This is a genomic window from Luteibacter sp. P1_D3 (assembly GCF_056406135.1).
In genome coordinates, this window is record NZ_JBFUAT010000003.1 from 114,219 (window position 1) to 127,652 (window position 13,434).

At 64.7% G+C, this 13,434-nt stretch carries 9 protein-coding genes; 8 read left to right on the forward strand and 1 reads right to left on the reverse strand.

Annotation, left to right across the window (positions count from 1 at the left end):
* Window positions 1–87 precede the first annotated feature (87 nt).
* Both AC1DYM_RS03980 and AC1DYM_RS03985 read left to right on the forward strand, forming a co-directional pair.
* The gene (locus tag AC1DYM_RS03980; protein WP_477336143.1) at window positions 88–3,096 is read left to right on the forward strand and encodes a DEAD/DEAH box helicase; all 3,009 of its coding nucleotides are present in this window, start codon (window positions 88–90) and stop codon (window positions 3,094–3,096) included.
* Window positions 3,097–3,360: 264 nt separating this feature from the next.
* Window positions 3,361–4,491 (forward strand): hypothetical protein, encoded by a 1,131-nt coding sequence (locus AC1DYM_RS03985; protein ID WP_477336144.1) that lies wholly within the window; start codon window positions 3,361–3,363, stop codon window positions 4,489–4,491.
* Window positions 4,492–4,736: 245 nt separating this feature from the next.
* On the opposite strand, the gene glk is transcribed toward AC1DYM_RS03985, so the two are convergent.
* Window positions 4,737–5,777, reverse strand: coding sequence for a glucokinase (gene glk, locus AC1DYM_RS03990; protein WP_477336146.1), 1,041 nt, complete (start codon window positions 5,775–5,777; stop codon window positions 4,737–4,739).
* Window positions 5,778–6,002: 225 nt separating this feature from the next.
* Between glk and AC1DYM_RS03995 the strand changes: the two genes are divergently transcribed.
* From AC1DYM_RS03995 to AC1DYM_RS04020, 6 genes are all read left to right on the forward strand, one after another.
* Window positions 6,003–7,100 (forward strand): ABC transporter ATP-binding protein, encoded by a 1,098-nt coding sequence (locus AC1DYM_RS03995; protein WP_477336148.1) that lies wholly within the window; start codon window positions 6,003–6,005, stop codon window positions 7,098–7,100.
* 162 nt (window positions 7,101–7,262) lie between these two features.
* On the forward strand, window positions 7,263–9,575 hold the full coding sequence (locus AC1DYM_RS04000) for a TonB-dependent hemoglobin/transferrin/lactoferrin family receptor (protein ID WP_477336150.1): 2,313 nt from the start codon (window positions 7,263–7,265) through the stop codon (window positions 9,573–9,575).
* Between the two features lie 12 nt (window positions 9,576–9,587).
* Window positions 9,588–10,661: a hemin-degrading factor gene (locus AC1DYM_RS04005; protein ID WP_477336152.1), complete on the forward strand. Its 1,074-nt coding sequence runs from the start codon at window positions 9,588–9,590 to the stop codon at window positions 10,659–10,661.
* Window positions 10,658–11,557, forward strand: coding sequence for a heme/hemin ABC transporter substrate-binding protein (locus AC1DYM_RS04010; RefSeq protein WP_477336154.1), 900 nt, complete (start codon window positions 10,658–10,660; stop codon window positions 11,555–11,557). The genes AC1DYM_RS04005 and AC1DYM_RS04010 overlap by 4 nt, the downstream gene beginning before the upstream one ends.
* Window positions 11,554–12,591, forward strand: a complete 1,038-nt coding sequence (locus AC1DYM_RS04015; RefSeq protein ID WP_477336156.1) for a FecCD family ABC transporter permease — start codon at window positions 11,554–11,556, stop codon at window positions 12,589–12,591. The genes AC1DYM_RS04010 and AC1DYM_RS04015 overlap by 4 nt, the downstream gene beginning before the upstream one ends.
* Complete coding sequence (locus AC1DYM_RS04020) at window positions 12,588–13,358, forward strand: heme ABC transporter ATP-binding protein (protein WP_477336158.1); 771 nt, start codon at window positions 12,588–12,590, stop codon at window positions 13,356–13,358. Before AC1DYM_RS04015 ends, AC1DYM_RS04020 begins: the two co-directional genes overlap by 4 nt.
* Window positions 13,359–13,434 lie beyond the last annotated feature (76 nt).

Here is a 13,434-nt window from a genome sequence, read left to right on the forward strand (position 1 = left end):
GCGGTCCTCAGGAAAAAAGTCTTACGGGCACGTTCTGCTGCCTTTGCTAAGCTTCCTGTTTTGATCGTGCGGGCGGGATCGATACGGATGCATCAACCGGACGACAAGCGCAAACGAAACGACGTGGCAGCCCCGCTGCCGCTGGCGTGGCAGCGCGTGCTGGGCCAGGCCGAGCCGGCCGTGGCCGGCGAACGCAGCGTGCTCGGTTTTTTCCTCGAGGCCATCAACGATGACCACGAGCCGGCGGCTCGTCTCGACGTGGCTCCCGTGCTGCTTACGCTTGGCGCCGATGGCCGCTACTCGCGGCCCATCCCGCTGGACAGCCGTCACCTTCCCGAAGCGCCGCTTACCGACACCGAACGCCGCCTCGCAGCGACGCTTCTCGGCCTGCCGCAGACCCTGCGCAAGAGTCGCAGCTACGCGCGGTTCGCCGGCTCCCTGGGCGACCATCTTCTTGCCGACATCCTCGACGCCGCCCCGTGCTTCTTCGGTGGCGTGGCCGGCCTCCACCTCTCGCGCGGCAAGCTGCACCCCCTGACCTGGCGCTGGAATCTCGAAAAAGACGGCGGCCAGAAGCTGGTGCCGGCCGTACCGCCAAGCCAGCGACTGTTCCGCATCGGGGCGCTCTGGTATCTCGATGCCGAGCATGCGGAAGTCGGCCCACTCGAAGCCGACGCCGCGGAAAGTGCATGGCTCGACTTGCCGCCCCTGGCGCCGGAGAACACGGCGGTGTTCCGCGCCGAGCTCGCCTCGACGCCCATGGGGCCGCGCGTGCCCGCGCCCCAGGTGTTCGGCGAAATGCGCCGTGCCGAGGTCTCGCCGCGCCCGGTCCTCGTCCTGCATGCGCTAACCCGTCACGCGCGTCTGGCGGCGGGTACGCCGCCGCTGGCCTACGGCAGGCTTGCCTTCGACTACGCCGGCGAGCGCCTGCCAGGTCGCGGTGGCGAGCCCCTCGTGCGTCGTGTGCGCAATGGCGTACTCCTCGAGATATGCCGTCGTCGCGCCGAAGAACTGTCGACCATGGAGACGCTCGAAACGGCCGGCCTCAATCCCGCTGTCGACACCGAGGGCCTGCCCTGGGACATGGCCGACACCTTGCCCGACGACGCCTGGCTGTTCCCCGGCAAGGGCTATGCCGGCGCTCTCGAAGTGAATACGCCTGCACGCTGGCTGGCGCTGCGACCGAAGCTCGAGGCCGACGGCTTCCTGCTCGAATACGCGCCCAGCTTCCCCTTCGAAGTGCTCGAAGGTCCCGTGCGTTGGTACGGCAAGGCGAACGAAGATGAAGCCGATCGCGCCTTCGATCTGGAAATCGGTATCGATGTCGAAGGCAAACGGGTCAACCTGTTGCCTGCCGTCGCGCAGGCGCTCGCCGAGCATCAGCTCAGCCTGAGTCCCGCACCGGGCGAGGCCGAAGATTCGGTCTGGTATGCGCCGGTCGACGAGCGCCGCCGTGTACCGGTGCGCCTGAAAGAATTGCGTGGCTTGCTCGCGCCTCTCGCGGAATACCTCGAAAAACCACGTCAGCAACTGCACCTGCCGCGCGTGCAGGCCGGTCGTCTCGAAGAACTCGTCCAGGCCTTGCCCAGCGGCGGTTCGTTCGAAGCTCCGGAGCGCCTGCGTGGATTCACCAAGCGTCTGCGGGAAGCCGCCGAGCGCGCCAGTGATGCCGTGCCTGCCGGTCTCAACGCCGAACTGCGCGGCTACCAGCGCGACGGCCTGCGCTGGATGAATGCGCTCGCCGAAGCCGGCACGGGTGGCGTCCTCGCGGACGACATGGGTCTGGGCAAGACGCTGCAGTTGATCACGCATCTGCTCGCACTGAAGGAGGCTGGGTCGCTCACCGCGCCCGCCCTCGTCGTCGTCCCGACCAGCCTGGTGCCGAACTGGGTGTCCGAAGTCGCGCGCTTTGCGCCGAGCCTGCGCCTGCTTGCGCTGCACGGTCCCCAGCGTGCGGAGACCTTCGCTCATATGGGCGAGTACGACGTGATCCTCACGACGTACGCATTGCTGCCGCGTGACGTGGAAACGCTGAAGAAGCAGCCGTTTTCCCTGGTAGTTCTCGATGAAGCACAGCAGGTTAAGAATCCCCGTACGCAGGCGCGTCGTGCGCTGCTTACGCTGAAGGTGCCGCGTTGCCTGTGCCTCACCGGTACGCCGCTTGAGAATCACCTCGGTGAACTTTGGTCGCAGGTCGATCTTGCCGTCCCCGGCTTGCTGGGCGACGAGGGCGCGTTCCGCCGCCACTACCGCGGACCGATCGAAAAGCATCAGGACGTCGAGTGCCAGGAACGGCTCAATCGTCGCATCGCGCCGTTCATCCTGCGTCGTACGAAAGCGCAGGTCGCCTCGGAGCTGCCGGCAAAGACGGAGATAACCCGTCGCGTCGTCATGGAGCCGAAACAGCGCGATCTGTACGAAAGCCTGCGCCTGTCGCTCGCGGAAGAATTGCGCGAGGTGATCGCCCAGCGTGGCATCGCCCACAGCGGCATCATCGTGCTCGACGCGCTTCTGAAGCTGCGTCAGGTCTGTTGCGATCCACGACTGGTGAAACTCGAAGCCGCCCGTGGGGTGCGTGAATCGGCGAAGTTCGAACTGCTGATGGACATGCTCCCGGCGTTGCTCGCCGAGGGGCGTCGCGTACTGTTGTTCAGCCAGTTCACCGAAATGCTGAAGCTCATCGCGGTCGAGCTCGATCGTCGCCGACTCAGCTACGTCACGCTCACCGGCGAGACGCGCGATCGCGCTGAACCCGTGCAGCGATTCCAGGATGGCGAAGTGCCGCTCTTCCTGCTGTCGTTGAAAGCGGGTGGCGTGGGTCTCAACCTGACCAGTGCCGACACCGTGATCCACTACGACCCGTGGTGGAATCCGGCTGCCGAAGCGCAGGCGAGCGATCGCGCACATCGCATCGGGCAGGACAAGCCAGTGTTCGTCTATCGCCTGATCACGGTTGGCACCGTCGAAGAGCGTATCGAAGAGCTGAAGGCCCGCAAAGCCGAGCTTGCCGATGCGGTGCTGGAAGGTGGTGGCAGTCGCGAGCGGCTGAGCTTCGACGAGAGCGATCTGGACGCGTTGCTCGCACCTTCGGTGTAAGAAGGCTTGATGCCGTTGCGACGGCAGCCTTTCACTGTTTACGTCGCTCGGGTTTAAGCGCCTGAGGGCGCGCTGTACGCGTGCACGCGTCACATTATTTAAAACTGGTCCAGATTCTCAAGTCTGACGTCTTGCCATCCGGAATCCTTGCTTCGTCGACGGCGAAAGAGGCTTGGTTCGCCGTACGACGTAGGGATAGCGCGTAGGGTACTTCGCGCTGTCGACATGTATCGATACGGAGAATCACAGATGGCGAGAACTTGCTTGAAAGATAGCCTGCCTTTCCTTGCGTTGACCTCGGTTTGGCCTACACTCGCAGGCGCTCAGTCGCTTTGCACCGCCGATCTCCCACACCCGCTTCCGAAACTGGAAACCTTGCTTGGAGAGGGTGTTGACGACATTGTCCACAGCAGCCGGCGGTATAGAGGAGATATCGAAGGTCTCCTGGACGACGACTGGAGATTTCTCTACGGCACGGCGGCGTATACCGATCGCGAGAAGCGCGAAATCTTCATAATCAAGGGTGCATCGGACTTGAATATGGCATCGCAGTTCGCCCACGAGACGGGGCACGCGCGCTATTCCGCAAGGGTCGACCTTTCGTCCCGAGATGCGTACGTTCGCAGCCGATGTCGTGACGAGGGGGCCGCGTTGAGCGAGAACATCGTCCTGCGCAAAGCAGTCAAGATGTGCATCGACAGAGAGATGGGAATCGTGACGGCGGAGCCCGCGCTCATGCAGGCGAAATACGACGAGCTAGCGCAAACGCTTCCGGTCGACTTCGAGACCCTCGGCTATCTCTTCTGCGAGAAGAACATCAATTCGGTGACGCACCAGAACTACCTCGACTACTACGGCGACTGGTGGACGCAAAATTACGGGAAATCAGCGCTCGCTTCGGTTCCAGCATCGGGTGACGCCACTTTCTGGTGGAAGATCGACCTGCTCGCTCGCCGCGCTTCCCAGGGGGTGAACGCACTGGAAGGAGTTTGGCCACTGTCGTCTAGTCCAGCTCGGCGCGAGACCTATGGGGCGACTGTTTCACTCGTCGGCGATGAAGCGTGGTTCTCTGCCGGCGTGACTGTCGATCACTCCGAGATTCGGCTTCGTTCATCCGAAAAAGGAGCCGTCGCGCTTGCCAGCCTGGACCTGTCGGGGGTGTGTATCGGTCTGAATGAAGTGCGGGCGCACTATCCGGATGTTGTGGGAACGGCCTCTTCGCACCCGGGTACGCCAGGCGGAAGGATTTCCTGGACCGCCTACGGAGATTGGGGTGGACTGTGGTTCTCGTTTCCGTCCAACAATCCTAAGTGTCTGTCTAGTGTGTCTTTTCACCCGGGAGAGCTGGACGCAGCTTCAGGCAAGAGCGGCTACTCATCGGAGTCAGGCCAATGAACAGCTTGCGGCACACGGATGAAGTATTCACGCGGTGGGATCCCGTCGAGCGACTAACGACGGCAGCCGATCAAGTCGCGTACCTGAAAGCGAGTTTCATGGAGGACCCAGGTGACGGTAGTCTCATCCTTGCTGCCGTCGACGACATTGCACGTGCCCGCGTCGCGCGCGGCGGCTTAATCGCCGGTTGATGCTTGTCATGTCGCGCGCCAGGTTTGCATCTGCGCGCGACATGACAACGCCACTCAGCGACGAAGCGGCGTGCCGCCGGCTTCGACGATCGCCAGCGCCGCACCACCGATCAGGCCCGGCTCCGGGTTCATGATCGCCTGGGTGGGCACCTGTTCCATCGAATCGCGGAAGCGACCCTTGGCTTCGAAGCGCTCGCGGAAGTTGCCCTTCTGGATCCACGGCAGCAGGATCGGCGTCATGCCGCCCGTGAGGTAGACGCCGTCCCAGGCACCGAGCGTGAGTACGAGGTCGCCAGCGACGCTGCCGAAGATGCCGGCGAAGGTCTCGACGGCGCGGCCACACATCGGGCAGGTTTCGTCGGTCGCGCGCTTGGTGATTTCTTCGGGCGTGATGCCTTCCTGCGGCTTCTGTCCGGAAATCTCGCAGATGGCTTCGTAAAGATTCACGAGGCCCTGGCCGCAGATCAGGCGTTCATTGGAAACACGGCCGTAGCGCAGGTTGAGGACCTTGAGAATCTCGATGTCCTCGGCACTGTGCGCGGCGAAGCCGGCATGGCCGCCTTCGGTCTGCAGCACGCTGACCTTGTCACCGCGGATGAGCAAGCCACCCACACCAAGGCCGGTACCCGGGCCGACGACGACAAAGGTCTGCTCGTCCTTGGCGCCGATCTTCGGCACAGCCAGCTTGCCGACCGGGACAAGGTCCTGATGGCCATCGGCGTTCTTCTCGTCGGTCATCAGCATCACCGCCATGGACTGGGCGGCGAAATCGTTCACCAGATGGACCCACTCGAGGTCGAGCTCCTTGGCGAGGCTCTTGGCCGAGATGGCCCAGGGGTTGTTGGTGACCTTGACGGTCTCGCCGTTATCGATGCGGCCGGCGGCGGCTATGATGGCGCGCTGCGCCTCGTGGCCGGCGTCCTTGAAGTACTGCTTGGCGGCATCGCCCAGCGAGGCGTAGTCCTTGACGTGGTACTTGCGTACGCTTTCCTGGATAAGCGGTTGATCTTCATCCGGATGCGCGATGCCGAAGCGCACATTGGTGCCGCCGAGATCGGCGAGCAGGGTAGGCGCCTTCGCGCTCACGTTGGCCATGTTTGAGAAACCTGTCATGTCACGGAAGCTCGCAAGGGTGCCTCGCGAGGGGGCTGGCGTCTAGTGAGGGATTGCTCTGCATCACGTTCACACGCACAGCGCTTCCTGGATGTGACAGGCTAACCGACACTTTGACGTAAACGATTACGTCGGCAGAATACCGCATTGCCCGGGTCAATGGCAGGCAGTTGCCTGACAGACCGGGACCCAACGGGAGAGTGAGTGATGGCAGCGGTCCGCCTGGACAAGGTGCGCAAGGTTTATCCCAACGGCCACGTGGCACTGAAGGAGGCGAGCTTCGACATCGCTGACGGTGAGCTCCTCGTGCTGGTCGGTCCGTCAGGCTGCGGCAAGACGACGCTCCTGCGCATGATCGCCGGCCTCGAGTCGATCTCCGGCGGCACGATGATGATCGGCGATCGGGTGATCAACGATGTTCCGCCGAAAGATCGCGACATCGCGATGGTGTTTCAGAACTATGCGCTGTACCCGCACATGACGGTCCGCGAGAACCTCGGGTTTGGGCTTCGCCTCCGGGGCGCGTCGAAGGAGGAAATCGACCGTCGCGTGGCCACCGCGTCCGACATGCTCGGCCTCGATGAGCGGCTCGACCATCGGCCGGCGGCGCTCTCGGGCGGACAACGGCAGCGCGTCGCGTTGGGGCGTGCACTGGTCCGCGATCCGTCGGTGTTCCTGCTCGACGAGCCCCTGTCGAACCTCGACGCCAAGCTGCGTCTGTCGACCCGCGTGGAGATCGCGCGTATCCATCGCCGGGTCGGCGCGACCATGGTCTATGTCACCCACGACCAGATCGAGGCGATGACCCTGGGCCAGCGCATCGTGGTGCTTAACGGCGGCGTGATCCAGCAGCTCGATACACCGATGAACCTCTACAACAAGCCGGCGAATCTGTTCGTGGCGGGTTTTCTCGGTAGCCCGGCGATGAATCTGTTCCACGGCACATTGCGCCGTGCGGACGGGCTTCGTCTCGAGATGAAGGAGGGCACCGTGCTGCTCGGCAGCGACGCGTCGGCGCTGGCGGCGTATGTCGACAAGCCGCTGGTGGTCGGTATTCGTCCGGAAGATCTGCTCACCGTGGCGGATCATGCCGGTGTCGATGAGCGGCTCAGGGCCCATGTGGATGTGGTCGAACCAGTGGGCAATGAGGTCTTCCTTAACATGCGTCACGCGGGCGACGAGTTGGTTTCGCGGGTTCCGCCGTCTTCGACGGTGCAGCCGGGCAGCGACATCGCATTGGGATTCCACGCGGAGCGCCTGCATTTCTTCGATCCCGAATCCACCGGGCGCATCGACGTCGCATGATCTTGTTGTGAATAAGAACCATTCTTATTAAGATGCGGCGACATCACCCCTGAGGTGGTGGGAATACTCCCCTGAACCGGCCGCCAGCCGGAGGCACGATGCCTCCTTCGCAAGCTCCCGAACCGTGCTCTCACGGGCACGACCTTGCGAAGGAAGCATCACGTGTTACCAAAGAATGCCCTCGCTGCGCTCATCGGCGCGGTGCTTGCCTGCCCGCTCGCCGCGATCGCCGCGATCGCCGCCGACGCCGTCGCTCCGACGACCACCGACGACCTGCCGCGTATCACCGTCACCGCCATCGGATCGGCCTTCAAGTTCGACGTGCCGGCCACCGTCTCGGTGATCGACCGGCAGACGATGGACCGGCACCTGGTTGCCGATATCCGCGATCTGGTGAAGTACGAACCGGGCGTTTCCGCCGTCGGAACGGCCGGACGCTGGGGCCTGGACAGCTTCAATATCCGCGGACTCGACGGCAATCGCGTCGCCATCCTCACCGACGGCGTCTCGGCATCGAGCTCGTTCGGCTTTTCGACCACAGGCATGCGTGCCGGTCGCAGCTTCGTCGATCCCGATACCTTGAAGAGCGTCGAAATCGTTCGTGGGCCGGCCTCCGCACTCGATCCGTCCGACGCCCTCGGCGGCACCGTTCGTTATGTCACGAAGGATCCGTCGGACTACCTGCGCGACGGCAAGGACGTCGACGTGTCCGTGAAGGAGCGCTACAGCAGCGCGGATCGTTCGCTGGGCACGTCGCTCACCCTCGCGGGTGGCACGCCGACCAACGGTATCGTCTTCGTGGCCGATCACCGTGAAGCCAGTGCCCTGAACAACAAGGGCGACATCGATAGCGCGAACTACCTGCGTACGCGCCCCGATCCGCTCTCGCAGAACACCACCAGCGTGCTTGGCAAATATGTGCACGTCGCAGCGTCCGGTCGCGAAGACCGCGTCACGGTCGACATGTACCGCAACAACGTCAATACCGATGTGCTCAGTGCCCTGGGCCAGGCCGGAACGACACGCCTGCTCAGCGACCAGGCCAACGATCGCGCGACACGCACGCGTTTCTCGGTGGGGCAGCGGTACGCGAACATCGACCTGGGCATCGCCGATCGCCTCGAGTGGGATGTGTATTGGCAGAAGTCGGAAACGGAATCGACCACGCGCACGCTGGCGAACGTGCCGTCACGCAATGCGACCTACGACCGGCTCTACGTCAGCAACCTCGACGAACGACTCTTCGGCGGCAAGGTGACGCTCTTCAAGTCGATCACCGGCGGTAGCGTGGAACAGCGCATCGCGTACGGCATGGAGGCATCGCGAACCACGCCGACGGGAGACCTCGGCGGCGAAGGGCGTGACATTCGCACGGGCATCGTATCGAGCAACACGCCGTACATGCCGGAGAACTATCCATTGCGCTTCTTCCCGCGCAACGATACCGATCGTTACGCCTTGTTCGCGCAGGACGAGATCGCCCTCCTTGACGGCAAGCTGCGCATCACGCCGGGGGTGCGTTGGGACCACTACGCGTTCAAGCCGGACATGTCCGACCCGTACTACGACAGCTCCTTCGTGCAGGGCGGCCTGGGCAGCGTGACGAAGAGCCGCTTCTCGCCCAAGCTCGGAGTGTCGTATGCGGTGACCGACACGATCGAGGTCTACGGCCAATACGCCCAGGGCTTCCGTCCGCCGCTGTACAACGAGCTGGCGGTCGCCTGGGGTACACCTCGCCTGTACGGCATCGTGCCCAATCCGTCCTTGAAGCCTGAGACGAGTAAGGGTGTTGAAATCGGCATTCGCGGCAACGGCGACCTCGGCTACTTCTCCGCGAGTGCGTACTACAATCGTTACCGCAACTTCATCTACGGCGGTTACACGCTCGATCGCAGCCAGTGGCCGCAGTGGGCGCTGACGCAGAATCTACTGATCGTGATGCAGTCGGTTAACTTCCCCAAGGCGACGATCAAGGGCGTGGAAGCGTCGGGAGGCCTGCGCCTCGGCGCGTTCAGCGACCTGCTGCAAGGCTGGCGTATCGAAGGCAACCTCGCCGCCTCGAAGGGCGACAAGCAAGTCATCGGGCAATCCGGCTGGTCGCCGTTGAACAGCGTCGATCCGCTGAGCGCGGTGCTGGGCATTTCCTACGACGCGAAGACGTGGGGCCTGGAGCTGCTCGGCAAGGGCGTGCGTCGCAAGTCACGCCTGGATACGTCCACCATCTTCCGGGCGCCGGGTTACGCCACCCTCGATCTCTACGCGCACTGGAAGCCTATCGAGTCGCTGGAATTGATGGGCGGCTTCACCAACCTCGCCGATCGCAAGTACTGGGACTGGGGTTCGCTGCATGGTGGCGTGCTGACCAATGTCGCGACCGGCGGCGGCATCGACGATGCCCAGGTCCGCAATGCCCAGATCGAACGCCTGACGATGCCGGGTCGCGCCGTGACCGTCTCGGCCCGCTACACCTTCTGAGGAGTCGACGCCATGCAAGACATGCCCACCCCATCCGCGCCTCGTATCGATATCCCTGCCTTGATCAGCGACTGGCGTCGCCTGCGCGAAACCGAGCCCGGCCTGCGCGCGCGTGATGCGGCGGAACGACTCGGCGTGAGCGAGGGCGCGCTCGTGGCGAGCCGTGTGGGAGACGGCGTCACTCGTCTCGAGGGCGAGCTCCCCGAGCTCATCCGCGAGCTGCCCAGTTTGGGCCGGGTGATGGCGCTCACGCGTAATGCCTACTGCGTGCATGAAAAGAAGGGCCGCTACGACAACGTCGATATCGGCGGTGTCATGGGCATCGTGCTGGACGAGGACATCGATCTGCGTCTTTTCCTTCGCCACTGGCGCTACGGGTTCGCGGTGCGCGAGACGTCACACGGTCGCGAGCTGGAAAGCCTGCAGTTCTTCGACGGCGACGGACGCGCCGTGCACAAGGTCTACGCTATCGATACGACAAACCGGCCGGCGTGGCGCGCGCTCGTTCATCGTCACACGGCCGCCGTGCAGTCACCGCTGATCGATTGCGCTGCCGTGGACGATCCGTTGCCGTCGCGGTTGGACGATGCCGCGGTGGATGTCGATTCGCTGCGCGATCACTGGCGTGCCCTGCGCGATCCGCATGACTTCTTCGCCTTGCTGAAGAAGCACAAGGTCACGCGCACGCAGGCGCTTCGTCTGGTAGGTGACGAGTTCGCCACGCGCGTCGATGACGGCGCCATGCGTCAGGTACTCGAGCTTGCCGCGAACGGTGGCGAGCCCTTGATGATCTTCGTCGGCTCGCCAGGTGTCGTGCAGATACACACCGGTCCGGTGCACGCGGTGAAGATGGCCGGTCCGTGGCTCAACGTGCTCGACGACGGATTCAATCTTCATCTGCGCAGCGACGCCATCGCCAGCAGCTGGGTCGTGCGCAAGCCCGTGCCAGAAGGCATGGTGACCTCGCTCGAGCTGTACGCGGAAGACGGCACGCAGATCGTGCAGATGTTCGGCAAGCGCAAGCCGGGCATACCCGAGCGTGAAGACTGGCGGGCGCTGCTGGCAAAGCTGGAGGTGCGCTCATGAAGCCTGTCGACAGAGCGGGGCTGCCCCTGCGTCTATCACCGCTGAAGCGGCTCCCACACAAAGCCGGCTTGCTTGTTGCATTGCTCGGGTTGGGCATCTCGCTGGGTGCATCCGCCGCCACGCGGATCGTTTCGCTCGGTGGCGACGTGACGGAGACGATTTATGCCATCCATGCCCAGGACGGGCTAGCCGCCGTCGATAGCACCAGCACCTGGCCCGAGGCGGCGCGCAAGCTGCCGGATGTCGGCTACGTGCGTCAGCTCAGTGCCGAGGGCGTGCTGGCCCTGCGGCCCGACCTGATCCTCGCCACGCATGATGCCGGTCCCGCCACGGTGATGACGCAGCTGCGCGACGCGGGCGTCCGGATCGAGACCTTGCCGGCCTCGCGCAGTGCCACCGATATCGAAAGTAAGATCCGCACGATCGGCCGACTGACCGGACACGACAGGGAGGCCGCGGTGCTCGCCGCTGAGGTCGCACGTCAGTTCGCCTCCCTGGCGACAGCGGTCGCGGCGATGCCGTCGCATCCGCGGACGGTGTTCCTGATGTCGACCGGGCAGGGCAGTCCGATGGCGGCGGGTCGCGAGACCGCGGCGGATCGTGCGATCGCGTTGGCTGGTGGTCTCAATGCGGCGACAGGGATCGACGGCTACAAGGCCGTCTCGCCCGAATCGCTGGCAGCGATGAAGCCCGACGTCATCCTGTTGATGAAGGAACGGGAAGACGCGGTCGGTGGCATCGCCGGTGTCCTCGGCATGCCGGGTATCGCCGACACACCGGCGGGCAAGGCGAAGCGCATCTATTTCGTTGAGGGCCAGGCCCTGCTGGGTTTCGGACCGCGCACGGCCGCCGCTGCGAGTGATCTGCAGCAACGTTGGGCTCACCTGGCGCCATGAATGCGGTGACCGCCGTCTTGCCCAGGTCGCATTCGCGTCGTCGCGCCACACTGGCTGCACTGGTCACGCTGCTCGTGGCGTCGGCGCTGTGGAGCCTGTCGCGCGGGGCGATCGATATTCCCGCGAGCGAGGTGGTCGCTGCGATCGGTCGATGGTTCGGTGGGGCAGCCGCGCACGGCGACGACAACGTCGTGCTCATGTTGCGTGTGCCCCGCCTTCTGCTCGCGATACTGGTTGGTTCGGCGCTGGCAAGCGGAGGCGCGACGATGCAGGGGCTGTTCCGCAATCCGTTGGCGGACCCCGGCCTGATCGGCGTGTCGGCCGGTGCGGCGCTGGGCGCGGTCGCCGCCATCGTGCTTGGAGGTTCATCCGGTTCATGGCTTGTCGCGGCCCTCGCGTTCGTCGGCGGGCTCGCCGCAACCTCGCTGGTGTATGCGCTGGGCCGGCGGCATGCCGGCGTCGCCAACCTGCTGCTCGCTGGCGTCGCCGTCAATGCGATCGCCATGGCTGGCGTGGGCCTGTTGACGTACATGGCCAACGAAAACCAGCTGCGCGACCTGACATTCTGGTCGTTGGGCAGCCTCGGCGGTGCCAGCTGGAAGAGCATCGCGACGATCGCGCCGTGGATCCTCCTGCCCCTGGCCTGCCTGCCGAGGGCGGCGCAGGCCCTCAACGCGCTGTTGTTGGGGGAGGGTGAGGCGACCCTGCTCGGCTTCCGGCCCGAACGCCTCCAGCCCCTGCTGGTCGGGCTGGTCGCGCTTGCCGTGGGTGCGTCGGTGGCCTTCAGTGGTGTGATCGGCTTCGTCGGCCTCGTGGTCCCCCACTTGTTGCGCATGATCTTTGGTCCCGATCATCGTTTCCTCCTGCCAGGCTCCGCCTTGGGCGGTGCCATCCTGTTGGTGGCGGCCGATGCACTGGCGCGTACGGTCGTCGCCCCCGGCGAGCTGCCGATCGGCGTCCTCACCGCCCTCGTCGGCGGTCCGTTCTTCCTCTGGCAGTTGTTGCGTCGCCGGATCGGCGAGGGTGTGCGATGAACCACGAAGCTGCACTCTGTGCCAGGGCCTTGCGTGTCTCGCGAGGTGGTCGGTTGATCCTGCGTGACGTATCGCTTACCGCGGTGCCGGGTCAGCTGCTCGTCCTCGTCGGGCCGAACGGCGCCGGCAAGAGCACCCTGCTGTCGACGATGGCAGGCCTGCTCGGGGCCGATGAGGGTCAGGTGACGCTCGATGGCAGGCCGTTGGCCGCATGGCCGCACCGGGAGTTGGCCCGGCGTCGCGCGATGCTCTCCCAGCGCGTCGACCTGGCGTTCGGCTTCAGTGTCGAAGAAGTCGTCGGGCTGGGGCGGAGCCCACACGCGCCGGACGTCCTGCGCGACGATCGCATTGTCGATGCGGCGCTGAGAGCCGCGCATGCATGGGGCTTGCGTGGAAGGCGCTATACGGCCTTGTCGGGTGGCGAAAAGCAGCGCGTGCAGCTTGCCCGCGTGCTTGCCCAGATATGGGAGGCGGCGTCGACAGGTGGCTGGTTGTTGCTCGATGAGCCCGAGGCGGGCCTGGATATCGCTCACCAGCACTTCATCCTGCGACGGGCCCGTGCCTGCGCGGCGGCGGGCTTCGGGGTCATTGCGGTATTGCATGACCTGAACCTGGCGGCCCGCTACGCCGATCGGGTCGCCGTGCTTGCCGATGGGGCGCTGCTGCGTCACGGCGAGCCCACGGAAGCGCTGGACCCGAGCTTGCTGTCGGCCATCTATGGCATCCCGCTGATGCGCCGCGCGGGAGGCGCCATCGACGCGCTCTAAGGGCGTCCGGTGGGTGCCATCACGGCCTGCGACGCTTTGGCCGCCCGGCCGGCCCATGGCAGGGAGTAAAATGGAG